At 34.3% G+C, this 25823-nt stretch carries 38 protein-coding genes; all 38 read left to right on the top strand.

The annotated features are described in order from the left end of the window. The first annotated feature begins 13 nt into the window (after positions 1–13). The 38 genes from M1F91_RS02390 to M1F91_RS02205 all read left to right on the top strand — a co-directional run bounded on the left by M1F91_RS02390 (position 14) and on the right by M1F91_RS02205 (position 25770). Complete coding sequence (locus tag M1F91_RS02390; protein WP_247912489.1) at positions 14–1747, top strand: FtsK/SpoIIIE domain-containing protein; 1734 nt, start codon at positions 14–16, stop codon at positions 1745–1747. 262 nt (positions 1748–2009) lie between these two features. After that, on the top strand, positions 2010–3227 hold the full coding sequence (locus M1F91_RS02385) for a replication initiation factor domain-containing protein (protein ID WP_247912488.1): 1218 nt from the start codon (positions 2010–2012) through the stop codon (positions 3225–3227). A gap of 237 nt (positions 3228–3464) precedes the next feature. After that, positions 3465–3800 carry a hypothetical protein gene (locus M1F91_RS02380; protein WP_247912487.1) on the top strand — a complete coding sequence of 112 codons (336 nt, stop codon included), beginning with the start codon at positions 3465–3467 and terminating at the stop codon, positions 3798–3800. Between the two features lie 2 nt (positions 3801–3802). Next, positions 3803–4018, top strand: coding sequence for a hypothetical protein (locus tag M1F91_RS02375; RefSeq protein ID WP_247912486.1), 216 nt, complete (start codon positions 3803–3805; stop codon positions 4016–4018). Between the two features lie 154 nt (positions 4019–4172). After that, positions 4173–4616, top strand: coding sequence for a helix-turn-helix transcriptional regulator (locus tag M1F91_RS02370; RefSeq protein WP_247912485.1), 444 nt, complete (start codon positions 4173–4175; stop codon positions 4614–4616). Positions 4617–4697: 81 nt separating this feature from the next. After that, the gene (locus tag M1F91_RS02365) at positions 4698–4970 is read left to right on the top strand and encodes a hypothetical protein (protein WP_247912484.1); all 273 of its coding nucleotides are present in this window, start codon (positions 4698–4700) and stop codon (positions 4968–4970) included. 57 nt (positions 4971–5027) lie between these two features. Continuing rightward, complete coding sequence (locus M1F91_RS02360; protein ID WP_247912483.1) at positions 5028–5396, top strand: hypothetical protein; 369 nt, start codon at positions 5028–5030, stop codon at positions 5394–5396. 19 nt (positions 5397–5415) lie between these two features. Continuing rightward, positions 5416–5628 carry a hypothetical protein gene (locus M1F91_RS02355; RefSeq protein ID WP_247912482.1) on the top strand — a complete coding sequence of 71 codons (213 nt, stop codon included), beginning with the start codon at positions 5416–5418 and terminating at the stop codon, positions 5626–5628. 16 nt (positions 5629–5644) lie between these two features. Then, the gene (locus M1F91_RS02350) at positions 5645–6118 is read left to right on the top strand and encodes an antirestriction protein ArdA (RefSeq protein WP_247912481.1); all 474 of its coding nucleotides are present in this window, start codon (positions 5645–5647) and stop codon (positions 6116–6118) included. Next, positions 6115–6588, top strand: coding sequence for a hypothetical protein (locus M1F91_RS02345; protein ID WP_247912480.1), 474 nt, complete (start codon positions 6115–6117; stop codon positions 6586–6588). Before M1F91_RS02350 ends, M1F91_RS02345 begins: the two co-directional genes overlap by 4 nt. 43 nt (positions 6589–6631) lie before the next feature. After that, a complete protein-coding gene (locus tag M1F91_RS02340) occupies positions 6632–7603 on the top strand; it encodes a conjugal transfer protein (RefSeq protein WP_247912479.1) in 972 nt (323 codons plus the stop codon). Continuing rightward, a complete protein-coding gene (locus M1F91_RS02335) occupies positions 7604–7822 on the top strand; it encodes a TcpD family membrane protein (RefSeq protein ID WP_247912478.1) in 219 nt (72 codons plus the stop codon). It abuts the gene before it with no gap. A 4-nt stretch (positions 7823–7826) separates the two neighbouring features. Continuing rightward, on the top strand, positions 7827–8219 hold the full coding sequence (locus tag M1F91_RS02330; RefSeq protein WP_247912477.1) for a TcpE family conjugal transfer membrane protein: 393 nt from the start codon (positions 7827–7829) through the stop codon (positions 8217–8219). After that, complete coding sequence (locus M1F91_RS02325; RefSeq protein ID WP_247912476.1) at positions 8203–10710, top strand: ATP-binding protein; 2508 nt, start codon at positions 8203–8205, stop codon at positions 10708–10710. The genes M1F91_RS02330 and M1F91_RS02325 overlap by 17 nt, the downstream gene beginning before the upstream one ends. A 13-nt stretch (positions 10711–10723) precedes the next feature. After that, positions 10724–12871 (top strand): hypothetical protein, encoded by a 2148-nt coding sequence (locus M1F91_RS02320; protein ID WP_247912475.1) that lies wholly within the window; start codon positions 10724–10726, stop codon positions 12869–12871. Then, on the top strand, positions 12872–13972 hold the full coding sequence (locus M1F91_RS02315; protein WP_247912474.1) for a phage tail tip lysozyme: 1101 nt from the start codon (positions 12872–12874) through the stop codon (positions 13970–13972). It begins immediately after the preceding gene. Between the two features lie 18 nt (positions 13973–13990). Then, positions 13991–14809 (top strand): LPXTG cell wall anchor domain-containing protein, encoded by an 819-nt coding sequence (locus M1F91_RS02310; protein WP_247912473.1) that lies wholly within the window; start codon positions 13991–13993, stop codon positions 14807–14809. Positions 14810–14882: 73 nt separating this feature from the next. Further along, positions 14883–15473, top strand: a complete 591-nt coding sequence (locus M1F91_RS02305) for a hypothetical protein (protein WP_247912472.1) — start codon at positions 14883–14885, stop codon at positions 15471–15473. A 59-nt stretch (positions 15474–15532) separates the two neighbouring features. After that, positions 15533–15784 carry a hypothetical protein gene (locus tag M1F91_RS02300; RefSeq protein ID WP_016466026.1) on the top strand — a complete coding sequence of 84 codons (252 nt, stop codon included), beginning with the start codon at positions 15533–15535 and terminating at the stop codon, positions 15782–15784. Then, positions 15777–16022, top strand: coding sequence for a DUF4160 domain-containing protein (locus M1F91_RS02295; protein WP_006150004.1), 246 nt, complete (start codon positions 15777–15779; stop codon positions 16020–16022). Before M1F91_RS02300 ends, M1F91_RS02295 begins: the two co-directional genes overlap by 8 nt. A gap of 205 nt (positions 16023–16227) precedes the next feature. Beyond that, on the top strand, positions 16228–16563 hold the full coding sequence (locus M1F91_RS02290) for a DUF771 domain-containing protein (RefSeq protein ID WP_247912471.1): 336 nt from the start codon (positions 16228–16230) through the stop codon (positions 16561–16563). Positions 16564–16600: 37 nt separating this feature from the next. After that, positions 16601–17740 carry a site-specific integrase gene (locus M1F91_RS02285; protein ID WP_247912470.1) on the top strand — a complete coding sequence of 380 codons (1140 nt, stop codon included), beginning with the start codon at positions 16601–16603 and terminating at the stop codon, positions 17738–17740. 319 nt (positions 17741–18059) lie between these two features. Then, positions 18060–18482, top strand: a complete 423-nt coding sequence (locus M1F91_RS02280; RefSeq protein WP_247912469.1) for a hypothetical protein — start codon at positions 18060–18062, stop codon at positions 18480–18482. A gap of 12 nt (positions 18483–18494) precedes the next feature. Next, positions 18495–18917 (top strand): hypothetical protein, encoded by a 423-nt coding sequence (locus M1F91_RS02275; RefSeq protein WP_247912468.1) that lies wholly within the window; start codon positions 18495–18497, stop codon positions 18915–18917. 12 nt (positions 18918–18929) lie between these two features. Continuing rightward, entirely contained in the window at positions 18930–19352 is a 423-nt protein-coding gene (locus M1F91_RS02270; protein ID WP_247912467.1) for a hypothetical protein, read from the top strand. Positions 19353–19363: 11 nt separating this feature from the next. Next, the gene (locus M1F91_RS02265) at positions 19364–19786 is read left to right on the top strand and encodes a hypothetical protein (protein ID WP_247912466.1); all 423 of its coding nucleotides are present in this window, start codon (positions 19364–19366) and stop codon (positions 19784–19786) included. A 12-nt stretch (positions 19787–19798) separates the two neighbouring features. After that, the gene (locus tag M1F91_RS02260; RefSeq protein ID WP_247912465.1) at positions 19799–20182 is read left to right on the top strand and encodes a hypothetical protein; all 384 of its coding nucleotides are present in this window, start codon (positions 19799–19801) and stop codon (positions 20180–20182) included. 93 nt (positions 20183–20275) lie between these two features. Next, complete coding sequence (locus M1F91_RS02255) at positions 20276–20755, top strand: hypothetical protein (protein ID WP_247912464.1); 480 nt, start codon at positions 20276–20278, stop codon at positions 20753–20755. A 51-nt stretch (positions 20756–20806) separates the two neighbouring features. Beyond that, the gene (locus tag M1F91_RS02250) at positions 20807–21307 is read left to right on the top strand and encodes an SMI1/KNR4 family protein (RefSeq protein ID WP_247912463.1); all 501 of its coding nucleotides are present in this window, start codon (positions 20807–20809) and stop codon (positions 21305–21307) included. 24 nt (positions 21308–21331) lie between these two features. Next, positions 21332–21811: a hypothetical protein gene (locus M1F91_RS02245; RefSeq protein ID WP_247912462.1), complete on the top strand. Its 480-nt coding sequence runs from the start codon at positions 21332–21334 to the stop codon at positions 21809–21811. Positions 21812–22077: 266 nt separating this feature from the next. Beyond that, the gene (locus M1F91_RS02240; protein ID WP_247912461.1) at positions 22078–22533 is read left to right on the top strand and encodes an SMI1/KNR4 family protein; all 456 of its coding nucleotides are present in this window, start codon (positions 22078–22080) and stop codon (positions 22531–22533) included. Positions 22534–22766: 233 nt separating this feature from the next. Continuing rightward, positions 22767–22970 carry a hypothetical protein gene (locus M1F91_RS02235; protein ID WP_247912460.1) on the top strand — a complete coding sequence of 68 codons (204 nt, stop codon included), beginning with the start codon at positions 22767–22769 and terminating at the stop codon, positions 22968–22970. Positions 22971–23008: 38 nt separating this feature from the next. Then, on the top strand, positions 23009–23485 hold the full coding sequence (locus tag M1F91_RS02230; RefSeq protein WP_247912459.1) for an Imm6 family immunity protein: 477 nt from the start codon (positions 23009–23011) through the stop codon (positions 23483–23485). Beyond that, positions 23482–23943 carry a hypothetical protein gene (locus M1F91_RS02225; RefSeq protein ID WP_247912458.1) on the top strand — a complete coding sequence of 154 codons (462 nt, stop codon included), beginning with the start codon at positions 23482–23484 and terminating at the stop codon, positions 23941–23943. Before M1F91_RS02230 ends, M1F91_RS02225 begins: the two co-directional genes overlap by 4 nt. Further along, the gene (locus M1F91_RS02220; protein ID WP_247912457.1) at positions 23933–24376 is read left to right on the top strand and encodes a hypothetical protein; all 444 of its coding nucleotides are present in this window, start codon (positions 23933–23935) and stop codon (positions 24374–24376) included. The genes M1F91_RS02225 and M1F91_RS02220 overlap by 11 nt, the downstream gene beginning before the upstream one ends. Before the next feature lie 9 nt (positions 24377–24385). After that, positions 24386–24829 carry a hypothetical protein gene (locus tag M1F91_RS02215; RefSeq protein WP_247912456.1) on the top strand — a complete coding sequence of 148 codons (444 nt, stop codon included), beginning with the start codon at positions 24386–24388 and terminating at the stop codon, positions 24827–24829. 9 nt (positions 24830–24838) lie between these two features. Continuing rightward, a complete protein-coding gene (locus M1F91_RS02210; protein ID WP_247912455.1) occupies positions 24839–25285 on the top strand; it encodes a hypothetical protein in 447 nt (148 codons plus the stop codon). A gap of 11 nt (positions 25286–25296) precedes the next feature. Beyond that, entirely contained in the window at positions 25297–25770 is a 474-nt protein-coding gene (locus tag M1F91_RS02205) for an SMI1/KNR4 family protein (protein WP_247912454.1), read from the top strand. The last annotated feature ends 53 nt before the right edge of the window (positions 25771–25823 follow it).

Below are 25823 nucleotides of genomic sequence, written 5' to 3'. Positions count from 1 at the left end.
AAGGAGAAAAGATATGGGTTTGTTTCCTGCGTATAGAGGAATCAAGATTAGGCCTTATATGGTGAATCTTAGATACTTTATCTTTTCTTTTTTCTTTTTGTTATTTAGTCCTGGGCTTGTATTTTATGGTTATTTAAACTTTGATAAAATTAAGAGTTTAGATATACCAGCTATTGTTATTCTTGTGATCATGTTGATAGTATTTATTGTTTTAAGTATTTATTTAACATGGTTTTCACAAGAAAGATTCTTTCTTTTTCAAAAGTTAGAAAGACTGTCTAAACTGGCTTTCTTTTTGAAAGAGAATGGTTATACCTATACAAAGAAGGTAAAACGAGAATCAGGTACTATTGATAAAGTTGTGTTTCCTGCTGTTTACATGAAACAGAATCGCTATGATCTTGATGTCGCTTTTAAAATGGCTGGTAACAAGTTTCAAGAAAAATTTAAGAAGATTGGTAGTGAGTTAGAAACAACTTTCTTTATGGATTTTATGGAAGTCCAGGACGATATTAAGTTTAAAACTTACAAATTAGCCTATTCTGCTTTCTTGAATCGTATCAAGGTAACTGATGTCAATTATTCTGATAAAGGTATTCAACTGATGAAGAATCTTTACTGGAATCCTATTGATGATCCTCATATGCTGGTCTGTGGTGGTACTGGTGGAGGTAAAACTGTACTTTTAAGAACGCTGATTCTTGCTATGTCAAAAGTAGGTGTAGTGGATATTTGCGATCCAAAACAAGCTGACTTTGTGACAATGGCAGAACAAAAAGCCTTTGAAGGTCGAATCTCTTATCAAGTAGAAGATATTGTTTCTATGATTGAAAGAGGTGTCGAGATTATGTTTTCACGATATGCCTATATGCGTGAAAAACGTGAAGAAAATGGCGATAAGGACTTGAAGAAGTTTTATGAGTACGGTTTAGAGCCTTATTTTCTAGTTTGTGATGAATACAATGCCTTGTGTGCTATGTTGGACTTTCAAACTAGACAGCGCTTAGACAATGCTATGGGGCAATTTCTGCTTCTTGGAAGGCAGGCTGGGTGCTTTGCGACAATAGCTATGCAGAAGCCTTCAAGAGAAGATTTAGGCTCAAAATTACAAGCAAACATTAACTTTCGTGTGTCTGTTGGTCGATTGGACGAGGTTGGTTATGATCTTGCTTTTGGTGAAGTCAATAGAAACAAGGAATTTAAGTATGTGAAATATCTTGCTGGTAAGCGTGTTTATGGGCGTGGATATGCTTCTGTTTATGGAGAAGTTGCAAGGGAATTTTATTCACCTTTATATGTCAATGGTTTCTCATTTACTGATGAATTTAACCAGGTGAAAAGACGAGAAAATCCTTTCAATCCATTAGAGAATCCTGAAGTGGTTCTTTCTGAAGAAGAAAAACAAGCATTACAGGAAGAAATGCAGGCTAAAGAAGAATTGCAGAATGGCTCTGTTAAAAAGGCTAGTCCTGAATTGGTTCAAGAACTGATGGCAAGCAAACAAAAAGAAAATGGAGATGATCTTGTAAGAACATTTGCTTTTTCTAAAGAACTTGGTGTATCTGCTGGTTCTATGAAAAACTTGGTTGATAAGCTAGATGGTATTTTAGATTTTGAAAAGGAAGATAACGTAGTCTTACTTGATAAAACTCAAAGAGATATTATTAGAGATTTGTTTGAGTTGAAAAAGAATACTACACAAAATTGGAGTGAGATTTTGGAAGATTTTCCTTTTGATCAATACTAATCTAGTAGTTTGTGAGGGGGTTTCCCCTCTTTTTTTATTAGTGCTAGTTGGTACAATTCAGCTTGCTAGTAGCTAGTAGCAGGAACGAGGAAGCGTATGCGACGAGTGACTGCGTGTACTAGCGTGTACTAGCAGGCTGGATTGTGCGAATTAACCCCCTATGACTAATAGGGGGGTAGAAGTATTCAAAAGTGTTCAAAAGTATTGATATTACTGACTTTTTGATAGTGAAAACTTTGAAAAAATGAAAAAGTGAGGAATTATGGAATTTAATTATTTAGAAAAAGTTATGAGAATATATAATTTCTCTGTAAATGAAATATCAGATTATTTAGGAATTAATGCTGGTTCTTTCTATCATTGGAAAGAAGCTGGTAAAGTGCCTGAATCCTATGATTCACAAATTCAAGAGTTGATGGCTTTTAAAGAAGGAGTGAGAGATAGTGGTTTTTCTTTGGAAGGTAAGGTTGACTATTTGAAGGTAACATTCAAAACAAGAGATTATATTGAAGTGATTGAGAAAGTCTTGTGTTTGAAGAATAAGCCTTTTCTCGAAGAAGAAAAAGGTGGTTCAGGGTATGATACCAAACATACATTTCAGCATATCAATGTTTTTATATCGAAGAAAAGGGAAGATATGGGTTGTATGATTGAGTTAAAAGGTCAGGCTTGCAGGCAATTTGAATATTACCTAGAAGAAGAACAAAAAGCAAGCTGGAGAGATTTCTTTATTCGCTGTTTTGAGTATGAGCGTGAAATTGCTGAAGGTGATGGAAAGTATATGAATATACCTCGGTTAGACATTGCGCTTGATGAAAAATATAACGAAGAAGGGAATTTTGAACTTGGAAAATTGGTGGAATTATGGGACAAAGGTTTGATTGACAGTCGGTTGAGATTGAAGCAGATTGAAGATAATGGTGAGTATGGAAAAGCTAAAACAATCTACTTTGGATCAAGACAATCTGCCTATCATTTTTGCTTTTATCAGAAGGATATTGAGCAGGCGAAAAAACTTGGTTTTGATTTAGATTTCATTCATTCGGCTTTACAATTCAAGAATCGGTATGAAGTGCGAATGTGTGATGAAGTCGCTTTGGACTTTGTTAAAAAAGCCTTGAATGAAAGACTGGATATGGCGAAGTTGGCTGTAAGAGTTATCAATAGCAAGATTAAGGTTTATGAGAAAGTCAATGGAAAGAAGGTTCTTAACAAAGAGTGGTATTCATTGCTGGGTGAAGTTGACCGAATCGGTTTTTCAACTGCTCCTGTTGAAGTTGGATTCTTTGATAAACAGTATAAATGGATCAATGAGAATGTTTCAGGTGTTACTACTGTTCTTAAAACCTGGGAAAACATAACAGGTGATCATAAGTTGAAAAAGATATTGTTTGAAGGGAATATAAGCGAAAAGAATTGGAAGAAATTAGAGCAAGCGAGGGTTGATTATGAGAAGAATCTACAAGCTGATAGGTTCTGATTCAGTAGTTGTCAATAATAGTAACTTGGTTGTATCTACTGATAAAGGATTGAAGTCTATTAGTAGTTATTTTCCTAGTTTTGAAGGGAATGAAAATTTAGTAGTGATTCCTGTTGAGCCTTCAAAAATCTTTCGGACTTATTTCAAGGAATATATATTGGATTGGTCAAGGATACATGAAGATGTAAATGCGATTCTTGATATGACAAAATAGTTAGTTTTATTTGAGGTTGTTCTATGAAAAAGAAGAAAAAAATAACTGATGAAGTTTTAAGAAAATTGGTGTATCTGATTCCTGCAAGGTATTTCTATGATGGAATTGTAACGAGTAAGAAGGCTAGAGGTTATCAAGATTATATTGAGTTTCAATGTCAGACCTATAGATCAACTAAAACAAGAAAAGATTGGTATGAAGTTAAAAGACTAACTAAAGAATATGAAGAATATCTGAATAAAGAAGTGGATATAAAAAGAAAGTTGTTATTGTTTGGTTTGCTGAAAAGAGATAATAAGGAAAGAATAGATGTTTATAATCTATTGGTGAAAAAATATCATTTAGAAAGATGGGTTTGAATATGGCTAGAGTTTTGAAGTGGTTAAGAGAAGTCCTGCGCTTTATGTGTTTGAATTATATATTGCCTATGTTTGTATTTCTTGTTGTAAATTTAATTAGTGGCAACTCTAAAATCGCTTTTGTTTTCTTTAGTATTACGCTAATTGCAGGAATTGTGATGAATTTTAGAGAATTGGATAGGTCTATATATGATAAGAATGGTAAAGATGATTTTTAAGATCATACATTATTTGTTTGTAAATATTATTGTAGGATTGGTTATGGCGCTGTTTGCGTATGTATTGATAGGGAATGTTAAATTCTCTATTTTGTTATTTCTGATGTTTTTGGTAGGTGGTTTATTTGTTGAAGGAAAAGGGTGAATTTAGGATATGGAGAAATTTCATGAGAAATTAAAAGTGTTAAGGAAGAAGCAGGGACTTACACAAAAAAGTCTTTCTAATATGTTAAACATATCTCAAAGTGCTTATGCACATTGGGAACAGGGAATGCGTGAGCCTAACTTTGAGAAATTAAGTATGTTAGCTTGTATATTTGATGTTTCTATTGATTATTTGTTAAGTGTAAATTTAGAAATATCTAAAGAAAGCTATTTAAAGTTAAAAGAAGAAAAAAAGAATTTATTTTCAGTCAGACTAAAAGAATTACGTTTACAGCATGGATTTAGTCAAGAAGAATTAGCAGAAAAAATTGGTATAAAACAAAATTCTTATAGTGATTGGGAAAATGGTAAGTGTAAACCTAACTATGAAAAATTAGAAAAAATAGCTGATTTTTTTGGTGTTTCGTTGGATTGGTTGTTTGGGAGAGAATAGATGAAAATTAAGAAGCGTTCTCCTGCATGATTGCTGGGAAAAAATAAAATATAAAAAATAGAAAAAATGAGGTATAAAAAAATGGCTTTAAGTGGAAAAGATAAACAAGTTATTGAATTGTCGAATGAACTTGCTAAAAAATTGAAATCAAAAGAATTTGATTTAGCGTGGAAGAATGCTGGTGAATTAAGTGCGCTTCTTAAAAATGATGAAGAATTACAACTACCGTATCAAGTTATTGAGTGTATCAAGCGTGATTTGAATAGTTACTATGATATGAACAAGCAACTGAACAAGGTAACAACTCGTGCATTTGCGATTGGTTCTAGCTTTGAGCGTTCAGCTTCAATTTAAGTAAAGGAATGAAGGAAGTCAAGGCTGGCTTCCTTTTTTATTTTGGAAGGAGAAAAAATGAGTATTAAAGTTGTATATAACAAATTTTCTGATGTGTGTAAGCATTACACTTTTGGAAAAAAGTTACTTGATGAACCTGAGAAAATTATTGATCGCTTAGATGAACATTTTGACGGTGTGGAGTTTGGACAATTTGATGGTTGCAACCCTGATAATGTTTATATCAATTCATTTACAGAAGTTGATACACAAGAAGCCTTGATTGATTTTGCTGGTATTTTGGATCATGGAGAATATGAGCAGTTAGTCAATGAAGATCGTTTGTCTGCTTATGTAGAAGAACATGAAGAAGAAATTATCTCTCGTATTGGTGATAGTTGTGTCTATCTTGGTTATGAAGGCGATAGCTGGTACTTCTTGCAATAAGGAATAGCTGGTACCGAATATGGCTTCAAGAGTTTTAATTAAGAATCCAAAAAATGGAAGGCAGGCTTGGTTTAGCTTGCCTTTATATTTTGGAAAGTTGTCTGTGATTGGAATGAGTGGTTCTTATGATGATCAAATTGAAATTGTTGATTATGAAGGGACTTCATTCATTGGATATGGTTTATTTAGTGTTGCTGATCTGGAGCAGTTAAATAAGCAGGTAGAAGGTTAGTAAAGGAAGGTGAAAAATGGAATTAACAGCTTTGATTATGGATAATCGGACAAAGAAAGTAAAACAATTTTCTTTGCCTGTTGAACTTGAATATGTAGCTTCTGAATTTGGATATGATGTAGAAGATGTTTCTACAACGATTCAATCTATTGAAGAATTGCCTGATTTAGATGTTGAAAGAAGTCCTTTATTTGTGTTCAATGAACTTGCTGAAAAATTGGAAGATGTAGATGAAGATATTGTTTTATCATTCATTGAATCAGATAGTTCTGATCCAAAGGCTTTATTAAATGCTGAATTTGATGATTGCTGGTTATATCCTGAAGTAGCAACCGATCGAGAATTGGGTGAATATATTGTTGATGAAATTGGTTTTGAATTGTCAAGAGAAACATTAGAAAGATATTTTGACTATGAAAAATTTGGTCGAGATGTTCGGCTAGAAGAAGGTGGTAGCTTTGTTGATAAAGGTTACTTTGTATCAAGATGATAGCGAATATCAGGGTTCTGAATGAAGGCAATTTCGATTATCTTTGTGAGTTAGATATTATGAAGCATAGTCAAGATCAGATAGTTGCAAGATTGAAAGAATTGGGAATTGATAAAGGGAATTTCTTTGTATGTGGTATTACTGATTGGGAAGTTGATAAGATCATGTCGCTGGACGAGGTTTACTTGCTGAAAAAAGCAGTCCTTGATTTGTATGATGGTGATGATTATGTTGTGAGATTTCAGTTACAGCGATATGTTCCTATCAAAAAGATTATTTCAACCTATTATCAATTCTGTTCTAAAGATGAAGTCGCAACTGTGATTCAACTTTCAAAGAATTTAGATATTGGTCTTTTGATAAATTATTTTTTTAAGTGTGGAAATTGGGTGACAGCATTTCAAGGTTTTGTTGAGCAAGGCGAAGTGCTGAATACTCCAAAAGGATTTTATAGAAAGGTCATTCTTTAATTTTAAAAAAAGAAAGGAAGAAAATTGAGGTAATCTATTTGAAATGATAAGAGGATTTAAAAAAAGAGAAAAAAATCAAGAAAGGTTAAAGAAACTTTCTGATAAGAAAGTATACACTCCTAAGAAAATCAATCAAAAGGGTGCGAATTTAATTTTTGGCTCTTTATTGATTGGTTTTGTAGTTTTTGTGGGTGTTGCTGGTGTTTTATCAATTAAGAATATATCTAAGGTTAAGGAATTTGAAAAGAATCAGATTGCTAAAGTAGATAATAAGGAAATTGATAGACGGTTGGAGCAATTTTTGGATAGTTATGTAAGCTATTATTTTACTTACAAGGCAGGTGAGAAGGATAGTGAAGAAAACGCAAAGCGTTTGAATGAATTCTATGGAACACCGCCTAGTGTTAAAAATCAAGGGCAATCGAAACAAGATATGACTATTGTAAGTGGTCGTTTGCTGATGGCGAAAGATGGAGTTGCAGTTTATGCAGTGACTTATGATACAAAGGTTGATAATAAGGTTCAACGTGTATCAATCGAGTTTTCAATACCATACGTTGAAAAAAACGGTCGCTATTATGTTGATGGTTTGCCTTGGTTTGCCCCTGTTACGGATTTTAAGAGTCAGGACGTTGACAAAGAAAAGCAATTGGTTTTGACAGCAAATGATGGTCTGAGTGAAAATGACAGAAAAGATTTGGTTGCTTTTATTGAATTGTTTTTCAAGAATTATCAAAGTAGTCAATCAAATCTTGACTTGATCTCAAAGAATATCAAAACAATTGGTGGAGCAACTGTTAAAAGCATTGATTATACCTATTTTGTAAAAGATAGTGATAAGACACTGGCTTATGTGCAAGTTACCTTTGATATTTTGGGTACAAGTCATAGTGAGAATTTTTCTTTCGAGTTAAGGAAAGATAAAGATAGTTATTTTGTAGATAAAATGGAGCATCAGATTCCATTTGATTATGCGAAGAAGGATAAAAAAAGAAAATTAAGGAGAATGAGATAAATGAGTTTTTTTCAGTATTTAGTTGATAAGTTAGGTGTTCCTTTGATTGGATTGTTTGTATTTAGTAAAGCCATTCGAGCTTGGAAGGAAGGAAAGACTTGGGGTATTTTTGTATCCATTTTGACCGGTGCTTTAATTTTATGGTTCATGTTAAGTCCAGAAACTGTATTGAAAGCTCCTGCGACTTTATTTAATAAATTTTTAGAAATTTTCAAGTAAGCCTATGGAAAAAGAAGAGAAACAATTATTTTCGTATAAGCGTGGTTTTGACCAGCCTATATTTGTAAAAGAGTTATCGGATAATTTTAGTTTGCCTTTTGCGGTTGAGATGTCGACTCTATTATATTTTATCTTTTTTACTCCAATTTTCTTTTTTCTCCTGATGTCAGTAGGTTTTCTTGAGTGGGGTTGGTGCTTAGTTATTGGTTCTGCTTTAGGCTGGCAATTGGGGAAAATTCTGACTAATAATAAAATCGATGGTAAAACGATAGTGATTTATCTTCGTGATTACATTTTTTATTTTTGGCATTACGGAAGATATGGTAAAAAGTATTATGTAAATAAAGGTAAACGATATGTAAAAATAGAAAGGATTTATCGTGGAAATTACGAGTAATTACTGGGACTTTGCGGACAGTTTGATACTACGTAAAAATGGTGGTGTTTTTGCAGTCTTTGAAGTTCCTAGTGAAGTTTTGGTTACGATAGACAAGAGGGGGCGTGAGCGGTTTAAACAAACCGCTTTTTCAGCTTTTAGTCAAATATCGGTCTATGGTGACTTTGAATTGCATACGATTCCTATTCCAATAGATTTGTATGAGCGATTTGAACTCTTGCGCCAAGATATTGACCAAGATAGTGGTACAGCTCCTTTAGCAAATTTGATGATGGATAGTCTGCAAGAAAAGATTGAGGATGAGATAGAGTTTTTGTTTGAGTACAAGCATTATATCTCTGTTCCATTGAAGTCAAACAATATCAGTCCAGACTTAGTTTCGACTTTAAAAGACAGCGTGTCTTTCTACAAAAAAGAAACGTTGAAGTTGCTTGGTCTGGGTGAATTACCTCCTCTGAATTGGTATGAGGATTGGCAACTAAAAAAGAATGCTTTAAAAAGTGCCTTGCATCAATTGAGGGTTCGTGAAGTTGAAAAAACGGAGTTGGAGTTTTTGGCTCGTTTACAATTCTTACGAGGCCAATTTTATGACAAGGAAACAGAAGTAGATGCAATTAAGAATTGTATGGATAATATCGATGATACAAATATTTATTTTGAGAATCACAAAGTGTTACGCCTGGAGAATAAAGATGATGATAATTTGGTCGCTTGTTTTCCAATTGTGGACTATCCTCGAAATGTATCTTCGATTCATCTACAAGAAGAATTGCAGTTGTTAGATTTTCCTGTAGAAAGTATCTATAAAGTTGCGTTCTCGGCAGATAAGGGAGTTTCTTCTTCTAAAAAGAAAGCAAGAAACAAACGTAAAAATTTGGGGAATGTGGTTGCTGAAATTGAGGAAGATGGCGATATTCAACGTTTGGAAGTGTTAGAAGCTCATGAAATGTTGGTTGATTATCAAGAAAAGGTTGAAAGTAAAGAAAAAATGGTTGAATTTCTCCATTTCTTGGTTGTGACTGGCGATGATGAGGATGAGATTGAGGAAAGATATGATATTTTAAGTAAGCTCATAGCTAACTTAGGAGGTTCTCTTGCAAGAGGTTATGCGGATAGATTGTATCTTTTCTACAAAGGTCGCTTTACAGAATTGTTGGATAAAAAACGTGAAAGTTATGTGCAATATACTTCTTTGGAAGGCTTCTGTCAGAATATGTTTTTTGTCACGAAAGAGGTAGGAAACAAGGTTGGTTTTCCCATTGCACGAATAGACAATGAAATTGCGAGTTGGGGTGGTGACTTTATGGCAGCCTTACAAGCAAGTAATCGTCTAGTCTTTTCAAACTTGCTACAGGCGAATAAAATGGGGATTAAGGATAAGATTACTAATAATCCTCATGTTGCCATTACTGGAGCGACTGGAAATGGGAAATCGTTTTTGATGAAATTGTTGTTTACCTTGAATAGTTTCTTAAAAATCAAATCTGCTTATATTGATCCTAAAACTGAAGTGAGAAAACAATATATGAAGATTTTGAAAGAGTATGAGGAACAGAATATTCATAAAGAAGTACAAGAGTATATCAAATCTATTCATTTTGTAACCTTGGATATGAAGGAAGATAGAAATATTGGAGTTCTGGATCCATTTGCTTATATTGATGAAAAGACGACGTTGACAGAAATTGCTTCAGTTTTAATCTCGACTGTTTTAGACAAAGAGGATTCTAAGAAATTGAAATCTTATTTGTTAGAAAATATTGACAAGGTCTGGGCTAGAAAACAAAATGGCGAAACGGTTGGAATGTTACATCTGTTTAAGACTTTTGAAGAAGAGAAAGACAAAGATGTGGCACGAATTGGTCGTTATTTATCAAAAATGGGGGAAAACACCTTGTTGAAATTGTGCTTCTCGGATGGTTCTAATAAGTCTTTGCAGTCGGACAATAAGATTACGGTTTTTGAAATTGCTGGCTTGGACATGCCTAAAACTTCTAATTATGAGGATATGACAGATACTCAATTACGAAGTCTTGCGGTCATGTATGGTTTAACGTTCTTCTGTGCTGATTTTGGAGAAAGAGATAGAACACAAGAAACCTTGTTGTATGTGGACGAGGCTTGGCAAATTTCGTTGACTCCTAGCGGTCGTCAATTGCTGGCTAGAATTAAGCGTACAGGTCGTTCGTTTAATAATTTCTTAGTTTTGGCAACTCAGTCTGTAAAAGATGTTTCAACTGAAGATGATGGTACTGGTTTTGGTACAGTTTTTGCCTTTTCAGAAGATAGTGAAACTTCTTCGATTTTGGAACATCTTAAAATCAAAGAAGATGATTTGTCTAAGGCATGGGTTGAAAATCAGACGATGGGTCAATGTATCTTCTCTGACGTTTTTGGTCGAAGAGAAAGAATTACAGTGGATGGTACGATATATGATTCGATAACTCCATTGTTTGAAACTGTTACAACGAATCTGAAGTCTACAGGTTAGTAAAGGAGAAAAGATGAAGAAGAAACTAGCTCTGTTTGTTTTTTTACTCTCTATTCTCTTTCCATTGTTGGCTTTCGCAGATATAGGAACAGTTTCGCTTCCGAATGGTACATTATCTGAAACTCCAGCTTTTGTAAAGGATAAATCTTCTTCGACAAGCTCATCTAGTTCTGGTGATGGCTTAACGCTCCCTAATAGTGGTAATACAGGTGCAAGTTCTAGTATTGTTAAACCTAGTCCATCTGAAAATAAAGATCCTTTGGAAAAAATTACTGATGATACATTGAAAAGAAGTTCGGATGTTGTCGGTGCGAATGCCAATCAAGGTGTTGCTGATAGTGTCAAGGAAACTCAAAGAAAGCAAGACGAAGAGAAGAAAAAGAAGGAAGAGGAAGAAAAAGCCAATACAAAATTAAGTTATGCCAATTTCAAGACAAAAATGAAACGCTTGACTAGTTATGTCTATTTTGACAAAGGTTTGTTTGGTCTTGGCGAGGTTGGGAATTACTGGATAAATAAAGTTGTTCAAGCTATTTTCTGGTTCTCTAAGTTTTTGTTTGGAATAATCGTAAGTTTAGTATCTGCGGTTGAAAAAATGACGGATGTATCGCCTTTCTTGAATAAGGTTGTAGAAATGGCAAGTGCTGTCTTCTCTGTCTTGTTTGGTGCAACGACAAAATATATCGCAGGTGTTTTTATGGCTGTCTATATCTTGTCTGTGTGGGTTAAAGGCGGACAAGTTTTCAAAACGGCTTTGAAACTAGGCTTGGTCTTTGCTGTTGTTGGTGGTTTTTTCACCAAAATTTCAATCAATGGCAGTCCTGAGCGCTATTTTCCTATTCATCTATATAATGTCACGGATGAAATTACAAGAGAATTTCAGACGGAGATTGTGAAAAAGGTGGGGACTGTAGATACTTCGATGGCTGAAAGCTATTTTAACTCAACGATTATCCCTGCATACAAGAATATGAACTCCAAAAAAGATAGTGAGGGAAATTATTATCTTTCAGAGGAAGATTTTCAAGATTTGACTAACTATCAGGAAGGTAAAGGAAATTTCAAGTTATCAGATAAAGAAATCAAAGCCCTTACCAAAAAGAATGATAAAAACGAGACAGAAGATGTCAAAGGTCAAAATTTGGTAGATGAGTGGTCTGATAAATTCACTTATGCTCTCACCTCAATTTTTGATGTTGTTGTAGTTGGAATTGTGTATCTCTCGATGGGGCTAGGTCGAGTACTGATCTTGCTTTCCTATGCTTTTTTGTTGTTGATATTACCATTTGCTTTAATTCTAAGCCTGTTTCCGCAGTTTAACCATTATTTTAGTGGTATTGCTAAAAAAGGTATCTCCTTCTTATTGATTTCATCAGCAATCAGTCTAGCAAGTGTTATTGTTCCGATTGTTTATGGAAATATGTCAAGTTTCATAGAAGATTTTAGTGGTGGTCCTGGTCTTGTAGCAACGTTTTTGAAATGTATTGTGATTTGGTGGCTATTTAAGAATAGACACAACCTTCTATCCTTTATGAATGGAAAGGGGAATCCTCTTTCTAGTTTGACAAGAGGTCGATTAGGTCACCTAGGCAATCGGATGAACTTGCAGCAAAGGGCAAAAACATTTGCGACAAAAGTTGGGGATAGAGTTCCTAACCGTGTTAAATCCTTAGCAAGAATCACTAAAAATAATGCTCAAAGATGGGTCGGTGATAAGGCAAAACCGTTGAAAAACTGGAATGAAAGTCGCTTGGAAAAAAGAAGCAATCTAGCCAAAATGGAAGTTCCACAAAATGATGACTATATGGCTCGTAAGATAAAACGTGCTAAAAAAGTTGAATGGAGGAAGGCACATAGACGAGAAATGCTTGACCGAGCCAAGATGAAAGTTGAGTATTTTAAGAACTATGGAGAAAAGGATAAAAATAAGCGAAGTATAAATAATGAAAATTACGAGACTTTAGAAAATAGAGTTCGTAAAAGCATGTATAGAAAGCAGGAAATAAAAGGTAATACACTAAAGGCAAGAAAATTTGAAAATGGTGTATGGAAGGCAACGAATGATTTACCATCTTTGAAACGCTTGGAACGCAAAGAAAGAATCCGCAAACTACAAAGGAAAAAAGGTAGACTTGGTTTACAAGAAAGGTTAGCTACGTAGATGAAAAAGACTAGACGAACTTTTGCCCTGCTAAGCTTTTTTCTACCGATACTTTCTTTTTTGTTTTTGATGCTTATTCTTGGTGGATTGATTACGAGTTCTGCTGGTGGTTCGTCAGGTAGTACGACTGGAAAGAGAACACGTTTAACAGCGCAAGAAGTGGCTCAAAAAGCGAATATCTCTGTTGAACGTGCAGAAGATGTCATTAAAATTCTAAACTGGCAACTCTCTAAAGAGAAATTTACTTTAGAGGGTGCTAGTGGATCGCTTGCCAATGCTGAAAGAGAAAGTGACTTTGATCCTAAACTAACGAATCCATCAGGTGGAGTTGCTGGCTATTTTCAGTGGTCAGGCTGGGATGGAAATACAATCAATGGTGATCGATGGGCGAATGCAAGCTCCCGAACGTTAGATAGTACAGTTCAACTAGAATTGATGTCCTATGAGTTGAATCATGGCTATAAAAAAGTAAAAGACTACATGCAAAAAGCAACTGATTCATTTGAAAGTGCCAAGTATTGGTCTGAACATTATGAGGGGGTTTCCTTATCAGACGGACAGACTAAGCTAGAAAAGCTGGAGAAGGATAGTAAGAAGTGGTATGAAGTCTTTAAGGGAACCATCGAATCGGATGGCTCGTCTAGTGGGAATGCGATAGCTGGTAGCTTAGATATTGCTCCTGGAGCAGTTGCGATGGAGATACCAAACGGCTATTCGATTGACAAGGAAATTACCAAAGAAGGTTATATCACTCAATCCTATCCTTACGGAGAATGTACTTGGTATGTATTCAATCGAGCTAAGGAATTTGGAATAGAGTTTGATCCATATATGGGTAATGGTCAAGACTGGGCGCATAAGTCAGGGTATGAAGTGACGAATACTCCTACGAAACATTCGGCAGTTAGCTTTCAAGGAAGGCAAGCTGGAGGTCACCCTACTTATGGTCACGTAGCCTTCGTAGAAGATGTGAAGGATGATGGATCAATCCTGATTTCAGAATGTAACTTTGTTCAAAGTGGGCAAGGAACAGGTATTACGAATTATCGTGTATTTGGTGCTGAAGAAGCAAGAAACTTTTATTATGTGATTGGAAAATAAAGAAAAAGAGGAAAAAATATGAATAAGAAATTTGTAACATTGTTGTCTGTAGCTATCTTGAGTTCAGCAACAACAACTTTTGCAGATACACTTTCACTTGGTGGTGATAGTAAGGTCGCAAATGATACGACAAGCATTGTAGCAACTCCATCAACGGAAACAAAACCGACGGAGGAGAAACCAAAGGAAGACAAGTCGTCAACGGTTGTGATTGGTGGTGAAAGTGAGAATCCTATTGATGATAAAACAGATGGTATTGTTGTAACACCTACGGAAAAAGACAAGCCATCAGAAGCGCCTGCAGAAAAACCAGCGCCTAAAGTAAATGATAATTTGGATTTGGGCGGTGATTCTGAGAAACAGCAGGAGAAGGACAGTAAAGGCATTGTGGTTGATTCACCTACTCAATCAGACAAACCGAAGGAAGAAACGCCAAAAGAAGATAAGAAGCCTACTGTAGAAGATACTCCTGAAATTAAGGAGCAGAAACAAAAGGCAGAAGAAAATGTTGGAGTAAAAGAACAAGATACTCCGCAGCCATTGAATGTGACCAAAGAAGAAATTCAGGAACAGCCTATTGAAACAAATACTGGTCATACAGTAGTTTCAACGAATCAAGGAAAAGTTGTTGTTGAAATAAGCGAAGGTGATTATGCAGAAAAAGAGCCTTATGAAGTAGGTGCTGTGAAGCAAAAAGATGGTACTATTGCTTTGAAAGATAAAGAAGGTCAGTTAAAAGTCCTTCCGAATACTGGAACAGCTAGTACAATTTTTACTACTATTTGGGGATTTGTAGGATTGATTGCAACTGTGATTGGCAAGCGTAAATTTGATTAAAAATAGCAAGGTAGGGTAGTTCCTACCTTGTTTTTTCTTTTTAAGAAATATGATAAGATAGAAAGGAGAAAAAATGATTGAGGAGTATTCAATTATGGATTGGATAACATTTAGTGGAATAGTTGCAACGATAGCTTCATTAGTTGGTATTGCTATTAAATTAGCTAGAGATAATAGTGGTCTAAAAGCTGAAATGAAGGCATTGTCAAAAGAACGTGAAATGGAACATGATAGCTTATCTAGTGAGCATAGGAACTTATCTAGTGAGCATATTGGCTTATCTAAAGAACATGATCGTTTGTCACAAGAACATGCTTCTATCAAAAAGGATACCGAATATATTTCTGATGAAATGAAGTATGAAAAAGAAGCTAGAAAAAATTTATATAAAAATAGTTCACGTGCTAAAGAGATCCTGGAAACAATGGATTTTATGAAAGAAGTTGTGCTTCAAAATTCAAAATTGCATAAAGAAGTAACAAGGTTGACAGTAGCGAATCAGGAACTTTCTAAGCCTAAACAAAATAATGAACTAGACAAGGTGATTCGTATTTTAGGAAGAATAGAAGGTCAGTTAGCTTCTCTCGAAGGTTATCGTGGGACAGAAGAAGTACAAGTAGTTTTGAAACGTGTTGAAAGTGAACTGTTGGAATTGAATAATTAGTGTAAGTGACAATTTTAGAAAAAATGATATAATAAAAGAAAGTGAAAGGAGAAGGAATCATGATTAAAGAGTTTGGTGTTACAAATTTAGAAGTAACTAAAGAAGATATTTCTAAAAATCCTAACAATCCAATTTTGCGTATGTATGATGATGATGAATTGATTGGAACATTTAGTATTCTTACAGGTGAAGTTGTGGAAAATTTAGATTTAGCAGACTATGATATACGATTTGCGCAAAAACAAATTGAATTAAATCGTGATAACTACCTTGAAACGTGGAAGGACTACGTGGGGTTATTACATGCCTAAGTATTCTTTTTTGAAGTATGGTATTGAAATTCGTCCGAATGAACATAACCATAAAGGTCAGATGGCTCATATTCATATTTATATTCATGGTGAAGAAGTTGGATCAATGTTTTTAAATGGTGAACTTCGAGATGGAAAATTAAAATCAAAAGATATGAAAATAGTAAGACAGTATGTTTTAGAAAATGCAGATGAACTTCAGGCGTTATGGAATGAATACCAAAATAGTGCATATTAAGAATAATAGTAAAAAAGCAAGTCAGAAATGGCTTGTTTTTTTGTTGTTTTAGAGATATTGATTATGAATGTTAATTTACCAGGCAATTTTGTTCGGAAAAAGGTGCAAAAAGTTCAACCAGGTATTCGAATAATATTCGGAAAAAGGTACGAAAAGTTCAACCAGGTATTCGAATAATGTTCGTGATTTAGTGTGAGGTAAAAAAATGAAAGAGCAGAAACAAGTGTTTAATATTGAAGTTCCGATTCCTGCTGATATGGTTCTGATTAGTCGATCTGAGTATTTAGATTTGATTCAAAAAGAAGAAGTCGGTCAATGGTGGACGATTGATAAGGTTGAGGAATTATTATCAATTAGTAAGACTAAGCTAGTAAATGATATTTTATTGAATCCTGCAATTAAAAAAGAAGTGGATATTGAGCAGAATGAAGATGGTTTTGTGTTATATCCAAAAACAAAGGGTTCACCTTATAGATTCCTTGCAAGGAAAACTAGAGAATATTTTGATAAAAACTATCAAAGAATATTATTGATGTTATAATGGAATAGTGATGATTGCTATTTAGGAAGGGGGAATTGTGGCAAGTTATCGACAACGTGGGAAAAGTAAACTTTGGGATTATCGAATTTTTGATAAGCAAGGAAAAGTTGTTGCGACAAATTCAGGCTTTAAGACGAAGCGTGAAGCTATGAATGAAGCGCAAGAGAAAGAACGTAGGCTGTTTCAATCAAATTATACAGCTAGATTTGATAGTAAGGCTACCTTGTATGGATTGTGGCAAGATTGGTATGATCTTGTGATATTGCCTTCAGAAAAGGCGAATGGAACGAAGGAAGGGTATTATTCAAGAGGTAAGGTGATAGAAAAACTATTCTCAGATATACCAGCTATGAGCCTTAACCATCAGGAATATCAGTCACGTTTGAATGATTTTGGAGAAAGTGTGACGAAGGATCATTTACGGAGAATCAATGCTGATATAAGGTCAACGATTAAATTTAGTCAAAGAAGTGGCTTGCAGATAACAGATATTACAGAAGATGTTAAAATCTATGGTTTGGAAGCTGGGAATATAGATGATAAGTATGTTCATAGTATTTCTGAATATAAAGATTTGTTATCTCATTTACAGTCGAAGTTTAATTATAGGGAATCTGTGATACCATATCTGCTATATTTTCTATTTAAGACTGGATTCAGGGTTGGTGAAGGTATGGCAGTTTGCTGGTCTGATATTGATTTTGAAAATAAAACAGTTAGAACATATCGGAGATATATAGGAGATAAGCAGGAGTTTGCACCTCCTAAAACAAAAACTTCGATTAGAGAAATTCCTATTGATGATGATTTAATACAAGTTTTAAAATCATTGAAAGTGGAACAGGACAAGATACTTTTTGATCGTGAAGAATTGAAGAAACATGATCTAGTATTCTATGATAGAAGATATAAAATACCTACTAATTCAGGTTTAAATAAAAGCCTAAAGGTTTGTTTAGATGAATTAGGAATAGGAAGTCAGGATATGACAGCGACAGCAGGTAGACACACTTATGGATCATATTTGTTGGCGAATGGAATTGATATTTGGGTAGTTGCAAGGTTGCTTGGTCATAAGGATATACAGCAGATTATCAGGACTTATGGTCACGTGTTGCAAGAAGTTATTGATAAAGAATATGAAGTTGTCAGGGAAATAATGTTGGATAAAGAATAGAATTATTTTGACCAAAAATTGACCAAAAGTATTCAAAAGCCTATTAGAATAGGGTTTCCAAGCCTTAGTTCGATGCTTGCAGGGTGCGTTCAAGAAGCGTAAAGAAACATAAAGAAACAAAAGGAACACTGAAAATTCAGTGTTTTTTTGTTAGTTTTTGCTAGCAAACCCCTCATATCAAGCGCTTGTATGGTATAATAATGGAAAACGTTAACATTGATTTTTAAGGTAGTTCTATCATGCTGAAATACCAAATTAAAAATACTATGAATGCTCTACAAGTTTAGTTTAAAAGAGATATAAGAAAAGGGAAATACTAATGAAACCTACAAACCTAGAATGGGAAGATGTTATCCAGTTTGAAGAAGTAGAAGGTTATGGTCAGCATATCTGGAGAGATGGTAATCATTTTTATTACGTTACTGAGGAGGGAGGAATTGCCCCTCAGCGTGTAGTTTATGAATTACCAAACGAGTTATTTGCCTTATTAGAAAGTGGAGAGAGAACGCAGTTAGAAATATTAAGTAAACTTCAGACCGATCGTTGGCCACCGACGGAAGAAGAAAAGAAAGCTAGTGAGAAACGATTCATAGAAGAGAGTCCTACATCATTAATTGATTTACCTGAAACTAGAGAGTTATTTACTCAGGAAGAGCTTGAAAGATTAATTCCAATTGCTGAGCAAATGTGGATTGACTGGAGAGGTAAACTTCCATATGATTATGTGTCACCACTTAAGTAAAAGAGATATAAAATGAAACCAACAAAACTAGAATGGGAAGATGTTATCCAGTTCGAAGAAGTCGATGGATACGGGAAGTCAATCTGGAAAAATGAGGACAAGTATTATTTGGTTTTAGAAGAAGGAACCGTGGCTTCTTGGTTAGCGGTTTATGAATTACCAAATGAAATATTTGCCTTACTAGAGAGTGGGGAGAGAACACCACTAGAAGTATCTTGGAAGATTAAACACGATTCTTGGCCACCGACGGAAGAAGAGAGAAAAGAGTCTAGAAGAAAATTTATAAGTAAATATCCAGCTTCTTTGATAGATGTCCCCGAAAATAGGAAACTGTTCTCTAAGGAAGAACTTGAAGAATTGATTCCAACTGCTGAGAAACAGTGGATCGAATCTGAAGGCAAACTTCCAGATGATTATGTATCACCACTTAAATAAGGAAGGTATAAAATGAAACCAACAAACCTAGAATGGGAAGATGTTATCCAGTTTGAAGAAGTAAAAGGGTACGGTCAGCATATCTGGAGAGATGGTAATCATCTTTATTACGTTACTGAGGAGGGAGGAATTGCCCCTCAGCGTGTTGTTTATGAATTACCAAATGAGTTATTTATCTTACTGGAAAGTGGAGAGAGATCACTACGCGAAGTATCTTGGAAGATTAAACACGATTCTTGGCCACCGTCGGAAGAAGAAAAGAACGAAATTAGAAAAGATAGAGCTAGAAAAAAGCCAATTGTGCTGATTTCCAACCGTAAAAATCAGTTGCTTTTTAGTAACAAAGAACTTGAAATACTTATTCCCAAAGCGGAACAACAATGGATAGAATCAATGGGTAAACTTCCAGATGATTATGTATCACCACTTAAGTAAGGAATGTATAAATGAAACCAACAAACCTAGAATGGGAAGATGTTATCCAGTTTGAAGAAGTCGATGGATACGGAAAAGAAGTTTGGAAACATAATAATCAGTATTATATCGTCAATATTGAAGGTGGCATGATGGATGAACGAGTTGTTTATGAATTACCGGACGAGTTATTTTCCTTGCTGGAGAGTAGGAAGAAAACATTACGAGAAGTATCTTATAGAGTAAAGAACGATTGCTGGCCCCCAACGGAAAAAGAAATCAATAAAATAAAAAGGGGAAGAGCCAAAGAACGACCAAAGATACTGATAGCTAATCCGAAAAATCAATTACTTTTTACACAAGAAGAATTAAAAGAGTTAATGCCCATTGCAGAGAAGATTTGGATCGAATCTGAAGGCAAACTTCCAGATAATTATGTATCACCACTTAAGTAAAGTAGGGATATAATGAAACCAACAAAACTAGAATGGGAAGATGTTATCCAGTTTGAAGAAGTAAAAGGTTACGGTCAGCATATCTGGAGAGATGGTAATCATCTTTATTACGTTACTGAGGAGGGAGGAATTGCCCCTCAGCGTGTGGTTTATGAATTACCAAATGAGTTATTTGCCTTACTAGAGAGTGGGGAAAGAACGGAGTTAGAAGTATTAAGTAAGCTTCAGACTGATCGTTGGCCACCGAATGTGACACAAGAAGAAGCTGATAGAATATTCTTGAGGCAATATCCAGAAGCTTTAAGAGGAAATCCTAAAGCACAAGGGTTATTCACAAAGGCCGAACTGGAAAAAATGTTACCTGAAGGGGCTGAAATTCTAGCGAGTAGCGATTAAAAAGCGGAAACTAATCTTGATAACTCCAAAATGATAAATTTTGGAGAGAACAAACTAAGCCTTTTCGAAATTGGAGATAAGTGAGATTATCAAATGAAAAATTACAGAAAACTCTTGTTAGAAGCCATCCAAGCTGGCAATGTTGCAGGGATTTTGCGAGGTGAAAAAAGATATCGCATAGAGCCTCCGAGCTCTGTACCAGATGTTTTTCCAACAGATGTTTGCCAAGTGTTAACTGAGTATTTCTACAAGCAGAATGATATTGACAAGATTCAAGATATATTAGAAGGCAGTCTTATAGAGTTATCACAGAGTTCTGTCGTTGATTTATATATTTCGGTTTTGTTTTTTGATGCAATCCTTTTTATGCAAGAAAAAAACATAGCTAGCTTTACCATCCATACGTCGACAGTTGCACAAGCAATCTCTAAGGGAGTTAAGCTTTTTCAAAAGGAATTGAACAACAGTATCACTTTCCCAAACGGTCTTGTTAAATTAAAACCAATGAAGCAACTGGAAATATTCAATCAAAAATATCAAAAGAATGAACGGTTTTCCATTATGGAGAAATAGTAGTGTGAGTTTTAATCCTATATAGATGAAATGTAAGTTGGGACAAATATTATGAATGAGAATTTAAATTTTGATTTGTTAAAACATGATGTAGAAAAAGGAATCATCTCCCCTATGTCAACTGATGCTCTATTGCATGAAAGAGAAGTAGCGTGGAAAGTTCGACTACCTGATGATTATAAGGAATTTATAAAGAAAGAAAATGGATTGACTCCGTCAAAACGGTATTTTCATTTTGGGAATAATGAGAAAGTAATCGAGCACTTTTTAGCCATACTAGCTATTTCAGGTGAGAAGGCAGAAGAGGCTTATGATATCGGAGTTGTTAGTACACAATTGGAAGGTCGCATTGTCTTTGATGAAGATTATGTCGGAATGCAACTAATCCCAATAGCAACATTGTTTGGGGGTGATTTTGTTTGTCTAAATTATATAGAGGATGCTGAAAATCCGAGTATTTGTATCTGGTACCACGAAGAATCCTACGAGTTGGAGCCTGCTATAGAGTTTGTATCTAATAACTTTACAGAGTTTTTAGCGATGCTATATTGATAGAAAGAACGGTTGTAAAAGACAATGGAAATAAATCATCAGACTTTTGGTAAAATAAAATTTAATTACGGTTGGACAAAAGATATTTCTCTAGAGATTTTCAATAAGCACCATGTTTTGGAAATCAATATTGATGCGGATGAAGATGCTGAATTTGAAATTAATCAGGAAAAAGCTTACAGATTTTTCAATAATCACTTAGATGAAATAGCAAAAGAGGCAAATTTTGCAATTATATCTTATTATAATCGTGAAATATCGGATATTGTTTCAAGTTACACGAATCAGAACGAGAAAAAATATTTTTTAGATATCATTGGAGACAAAGATAAGATTTATTCTTTGTTACAACCAAAGAAAATCATGTTTCCTTTAACTTTTGACGAAAATGTTGAAGAGTTTGGTTTTTTATGTGAGTGTGATTGGGATAAAGAAAATGGTATAGGAATAAAATTTGTTAATGGCGTATTGTCTGAAATTGGTTATCAGGATGTACTCCTATAAGTATTTGTTTTCTTCAAATTATTTGTAGGTTTAATATTTATTGATGAAATCTGCAAAATCAAAGGAATCTACGACGAGCGCTTGAAAGACCTAGAGTACTTTCCATATGACCTTCTAGTCCAAGAAAATTAAGAAAACTGGATAGAAACCCTGTTTTTATCGAACATGTAGTCACCTTTTTTTGTTAACAAGGTTATTCTTAGCAGGGACATCTAAACATGGCTGAGAACCTCAAGCAAAGAGGCATTATATCGGAGGTAGATAAAATGGTATTAATTATAGACCCATTTGGGCATGCAGAAGATGAAGATATCAAACTTTTAGAAAAACGATTTGATATCAAACTTCCAGTTGACTATAAAGAATTTTTAGTTACACAAAACGGTGGAAGGAATTTATCTTATAAATTTGAAAATTCAATTAAGATTCATCAAATTGATGAAGTTATTAACATTGATACTATGTTTGGTATAAATACTGGAATTAAAAATGCTGATATAGAGCAATGGACAGAGGAATATCGTAATGATATTTTTGAACATTCCATTCTTATTGGTGACACTATTCAGCACGGATTTCTACTATTTTGGCAAAGTGGTGATGAGAACGAAGGCCTATATTATTACGACGATACATATCAATTAGAAGCCTCGAGCGATGAGAATAATGCTTATTTTTTAGCTAAAACATTTTCGGAATTCATTGATTTGATAGAGAACTAAGAGCAAAGTTGAAAGAAATAATCTGATTAGTTTTTTTACCGAACCAGAAGCCTATTTAAAATCGAGAGAAATACGGTTAGTAAAGACTTGGCACTGCTATGAAGAACCTAGCTCGATAAAACTAGTTAATAGACATATACATTGACAGATTGGACAGATAGGTACTTATAGTACTTTGGGGGAGCAGAAAATAAAAATGATTAGGTTTATAGAAAGAACGGTTTAAAAAAACAATGGAAATAAATCATCAGACCTTCGGTAAACTAAAATTTAATTACGGTTGGACAAAAGATATTTCTCTGGAAATTTTCAATAAGCACCATGTTTTGGAACTCAATATTGATGCGGATGAAGATGCTACATTTGAAATTAATCAGGAAAAAGCCTATATATTTTTCGAAAATCACAAGTCTCATATTGACGACAGGACGTTCTAAAACCAATTCGTCCAGATAGTACTAGACAAGGAGAGAATATGTTTGAAAGCTATTTTATGCTTACTTTTTCTGAAGCTATTGCTCATCAGTTGAGCTCGCCCTATAACTCTCATATTCGGACGGCCCTGGATGCATGCTGGAGTTTTTGGGAAAATAGAGATAAAAGTGGAGATGAGATCTATGCTCTATTAGATGATGGTACGGACTTTGGTGGACTTTTTATCTATATGCAATTAGATGACAATGAATCGCATGTAGTATCCTGGGATAATATCAGTTATGCGATAGCTACCACTGCAAAAGAAGCTTATTCATATGAAAATAAGAAAGATCTTCCGTCTCCTCTAGAAAATATTGACAATTCTTTGATAGAGATTTTCATTGAGAATTTAAAAGAAATCAATAGTAATTTTTATGATCACGTTCAGGATGTCAAAGACTTTCTTGCGCGTTGTCAATTGCCCTCGAAGGAAGAGGCCTTAAAAGAATTAGAGAGAATAGGATTGTTGCTATGAAAAATTTTGAAGATGAATTTTCAGCTAAACAAACAGATATGATTCAGTTGGCATTAGAATATGCGGATAGGGTAAAGCAAAAGGTTGATACTGTGTACATTTATGGTTCTAATGAGAATAATTCATACAGTTTTAACATATTTTATATTTCTGAGAATAAAATTTTTACTATGCGTTCGTTACCAGGGAATAACTTTGAAGATTTAAATAATCTAATTTTTCATGTCTTAAAAATAGGAACCGAGGACGTTAAAGAGTTAAAGAAAATTTGTGAAAAGTATAACCAGCCAATGCCTACTCAGATAAAATTGATTTATGATCATAAACAGAATAAAGTAAAGGGAAAGTATTCCTATGATTTATTCTATTCTAATTCAGATACGCTAACCTCGGGCAATATTTTTGAACAATGGTACAATGAAGTGAAGAAAGAGATTGAGGTGAATCATGGTATTTGAAGATAAATTTATGGATGTTCAGGTTAGCATGATTTCGTTAGCAATGGAATATGTCCAAAATCAAGCAGAAAAAGTATACATTTATTGCATCTCTGAAGAAGCATTACAGTCATATAAAGTTTTTTATAAGATTAATGGTATTGTAATTGAAATGGACAAAGTTAATGAAGTTGCGACAAATAAAATAGATGATTCCGATAATATGGCATTCGCTTTATTGGAATACGGAGCTGAGGACATACAGAAATTGATTGATGTCTGCCAAGAATACAATCGTGAACACCCAACTGAAATGTGGTTAATTTATGATGCCAAGAAAAACAGCCTTGACAGTCGTTATAGATATGAAGGGCGTTACGACAAGAATGAAGAATTGCTTCCACGTCTAGAGTTTGAAAAATGGTTTGAGGAAGTAAAAGGCAAGAAACTGTAGGAGAAGAATATGGCACAATTTGAAGATAAATTCATGGAAGTTCAGGTTAGCATGATTTCACTAGCTATGGAATATGTCCATAATCAAGCAGAAAAAGTATATATCTATGCGATAGCGGACAGTTTGTATAGTTTTAATGTATTTTATAAGATTAAAGGAAATATTGTACACAAACACTTAGTAAATGATTTTTTACCTACAAAATCACACATTGATACCAGTTTACAATCTCTCTTGTTGAAAGAAGGTGTCAAGGATGTAAAATCAATGCTTGATGTGTGCCAAGAATACAATCGCGAACATCCAACTGAAATGTGGTTGATTTATGATGCACAGAAAAACAGTCTTGATAGTCGCTATAGCTATGAAGGGCGTTATGACAAGGATGAAGAGTTGCTTCCACGACTAGAGTTTGAAAAATGGTTTGAGGAAGTGAAAACACAGGGATTGTAGGAGTTACAAATGACACAATTTGAAGATAAATTTATGGAAGTTCAAGCTAGTATGATTTCATTAGCTATGGAATATGTCCAAAATCAGGCAGAAAAAGTATATATTTATTGCATTTCTGAAGAAGCATTACTTTCTTTTGATGTTTTTTATAAAATTAATGGAGTTTTTATCAAATTACACAGGGTTAACACTGTTTTGGATACTAAAGTAGATGATTCTAAAAATATGATGTTTTCAGTACTACGATATGGTCTTGAAGATATACAGAAAATGCTTGATGTTTGCCAAGAATACAATCGTGAACATCCAACTGAAATGTGGTTAATTTATGATGCCAAGAAAAACAGTCTTGATAGTCGCTATAGCTATGAAGAGCGTTATGACAAGGATGAAGAATTGATTCCGCGTCTAGAGTTTGATAAATGGTTTGAGGAAGTAAAAAGTAAGCAACTGTAGGAGAAAAAGATATGTCCCAGCAAGATCAATCAATTATCTACCCTTTGCCAACTGACGCGCTATTACAGGAAAGAGAAGTTGCGTGGAAAGTTCAACTACCTGAAGATTATAAGAAATTTATAATGAGAAAAAAAGGTTTTCGTCCTTCTAAAAATTTATTTTCTTTAAAAAACAGGTCCTTTTTAATTGAGCGATTCTTGTGTGTGTTAGAGAATTCAAAAGACAATCCACTAGGCGTGTATGACATTGATGTTGTAATGTCCCAACTGGATGAACGTTTGTTTGTCCATGAAGATATTTTGGGGTTTGAATTGGTCCCCATAGCAGCATTGTTCGGTGGCGACTTTCTTTGTTTAAATTATATAGAGGATCCCGAAAATCCAAGCATTTGTATCTGGTACCACGAGGAATCATACGAGCTAGAACCTGCTATAGAGTTTGTAGCTAATAACTTTACAGAGTTTTTAGCTATGTTACAGGATTAGCAGTGTGATGAAAGGATATTGATTTAACAAGAATAAGAAGAAATCATTAAAAG

Source organism: Streptococcus sp. oral taxon 431 (genome assembly GCF_023110115.1).
Lineage (GTDB): Bacteria > Bacillota > Bacilli > Lactobacillales > Streptococcaceae > Streptococcus.
Note: the sequence above shows the minus strand (reverse complement) of the source record. Positions and strands in the feature narration are given on the sequence as shown.

Excerpts from the sequence above, each read along its gene's own strand:
- M1F91_RS02340 (WP_247912479.1), top strand. The coding sequence starts at position 6,632 with ATGATAAGAGGATTTAAAAAAAGAGAAAAAAATCAAGAAAGGTTAAAG.
- M1F91_RS02320 (WP_247912475.1), top strand. The coding sequence starts at position 10,724 with ATGAAGAAGAAACTAGCTCTGTTTGTTTTTTTACTCTCTATTCTCTTT.
- M1F91_RS02240 (WP_247912461.1), top strand. The coding sequence starts at position 22,078 with ATGGTATTAATTATAGACCCATTTGGGCATGCAGAAGATGAAGATATC.
- M1F91_RS02205 (WP_247912454.1), top strand. The coding sequence starts at position 25,297 with ATGTCCCAGCAAGATCAATCAATTATCTACCCTTTGCCAACTGACGCG.
- M1F91_RS02330 (WP_247912477.1), top strand. The coding sequence starts at position 7,827 with ATGGAAAAAGAAGAGAAACAATTATTTTCGTATAAGCGTGGTTTTGAC.
- M1F91_RS02245 (WP_247912462.1), top strand. The coding sequence starts at position 21,332 with ATGGAAATAAATCATCAGACTTTTGGTAAAATAAAATTTAATTACGGT.
- M1F91_RS02255 (WP_247912464.1), top strand. The coding sequence starts at position 20,276 with ATGAAAAATTACAGAAAACTCTTGTTAGAAGCCATCCAAGCTGGCAAT.
- M1F91_RS02235 (WP_247912460.1), top strand. The coding sequence starts at position 22,767 with ATGGAAATAAATCATCAGACCTTCGGTAAACTAAAATTTAATTACGGT.
- M1F91_RS02290 (WP_247912471.1), top strand. The coding sequence starts at position 16,228 with ATGAAAGAGCAGAAACAAGTGTTTAATATTGAAGTTCCGATTCCTGCT.
- M1F91_RS02270 (WP_247912467.1), top strand. The coding sequence starts at position 18,930 with ATGAAACCAACAAACCTAGAATGGGAAGATGTTATCCAGTTTGAAGAA.
- M1F91_RS02385 (WP_247912488.1), top strand. The coding sequence starts at position 2,010 with ATGGAATTTAATTATTTAGAAAAAGTTATGAGAATATATAATTTCTCT.
- M1F91_RS02300 (WP_016466026.1), top strand. The coding sequence starts at position 15,533 with ATGATTAAAGAGTTTGGTGTTACAAATTTAGAAGTAACTAAAGAAGAT.
- M1F91_RS02370 (WP_247912485.1), top strand. The coding sequence starts at position 4,173 with ATGGAGAAATTTCATGAGAAATTAAAAGTGTTAAGGAAGAAGCAGGGA.
- M1F91_RS02210 (WP_247912455.1), top strand. The coding sequence starts at position 24,839 with ATGACACAATTTGAAGATAAATTTATGGAAGTTCAAGCTAGTATGATT.
- M1F91_RS02220 (WP_247912457.1), top strand. The coding sequence starts at position 23,933 with ATGGTATTTGAAGATAAATTTATGGATGTTCAGGTTAGCATGATTTCG.
- M1F91_RS02215 (WP_247912456.1), top strand. The coding sequence starts at position 24,386 with ATGGCACAATTTGAAGATAAATTCATGGAAGTTCAGGTTAGCATGATT.
- M1F91_RS02365 (WP_247912484.1), top strand. The coding sequence starts at position 4,698 with ATGGCTTTAAGTGGAAAAGATAAACAAGTTATTGAATTGTCGAATGAA.
- M1F91_RS02280 (WP_247912469.1), top strand. The coding sequence starts at position 18,060 with ATGAAACCTACAAACCTAGAATGGGAAGATGTTATCCAGTTTGAAGAA.
- M1F91_RS02315 (WP_247912474.1), top strand. The coding sequence starts at position 12,872 with ATGAAAAAGACTAGACGAACTTTTGCCCTGCTAAGCTTTTTTCTACCG.
- M1F91_RS02295 (WP_006150004.1), top strand. The coding sequence starts at position 15,777 with ATGCCTAAGTATTCTTTTTTGAAGTATGGTATTGAAATTCGTCCGAAT.
- M1F91_RS02360 (WP_247912483.1), top strand. The coding sequence starts at position 5,028 with ATGAGTATTAAAGTTGTATATAACAAATTTTCTGATGTGTGTAAGCAT.
- M1F91_RS02275 (WP_247912468.1), top strand. The coding sequence starts at position 18,495 with ATGAAACCAACAAAACTAGAATGGGAAGATGTTATCCAGTTCGAAGAA.
- M1F91_RS02265 (WP_247912466.1), top strand. The coding sequence starts at position 19,364 with ATGAAACCAACAAACCTAGAATGGGAAGATGTTATCCAGTTTGAAGAA.
- M1F91_RS02230 (WP_247912459.1), top strand. The coding sequence starts at position 23,009 with ATGTTTGAAAGCTATTTTATGCTTACTTTTTCTGAAGCTATTGCTCAT.
- M1F91_RS02355 (WP_247912482.1), top strand. The coding sequence starts at position 5,416 with ATGGCTTCAAGAGTTTTAATTAAGAATCCAAAAAATGGAAGGCAGGCT.
- M1F91_RS02335 (WP_247912478.1), top strand. The coding sequence starts at position 7,604 with ATGAGTTTTTTTCAGTATTTAGTTGATAAGTTAGGTGTTCCTTTGATT.
- M1F91_RS02260 (WP_247912465.1), top strand. The coding sequence starts at position 19,799 with ATGAAACCAACAAAACTAGAATGGGAAGATGTTATCCAGTTTGAAGAA.
- M1F91_RS02380 (WP_247912487.1), top strand. The coding sequence starts at position 3,465 with ATGAAAAAGAAGAAAAAAATAACTGATGAAGTTTTAAGAAAATTGGTG.
- M1F91_RS02345 (WP_247912480.1), top strand. The coding sequence starts at position 6,115 with ATGATAGCGAATATCAGGGTTCTGAATGAAGGCAATTTCGATTATCTT.
- M1F91_RS02350 (WP_247912481.1), top strand. The coding sequence starts at position 5,645 with ATGGAATTAACAGCTTTGATTATGGATAATCGGACAAAGAAAGTAAAA.
- M1F91_RS02390 (WP_247912489.1), top strand. The coding sequence starts at position 14 with ATGGGTTTGTTTCCTGCGTATAGAGGAATCAAGATTAGGCCTTATATG.
- M1F91_RS02310 (WP_247912473.1), top strand. The coding sequence starts at position 13,991 with ATGAATAAGAAATTTGTAACATTGTTGTCTGTAGCTATCTTGAGTTCA.
- M1F91_RS02225 (WP_247912458.1), top strand. The coding sequence starts at position 23,482 with ATGAAAAATTTTGAAGATGAATTTTCAGCTAAACAAACAGATATGATT.
- M1F91_RS02250 (WP_247912463.1), top strand. The coding sequence starts at position 20,807 with ATGAATGAGAATTTAAATTTTGATTTGTTAAAACATGATGTAGAAAAA.
- M1F91_RS02375 (WP_247912486.1), top strand. The coding sequence starts at position 3,803 with ATGGCTAGAGTTTTGAAGTGGTTAAGAGAAGTCCTGCGCTTTATGTGT.
- M1F91_RS02305 (WP_247912472.1), top strand. The coding sequence starts at position 14,883 with ATGATTGAGGAGTATTCAATTATGGATTGGATAACATTTAGTGGAATA.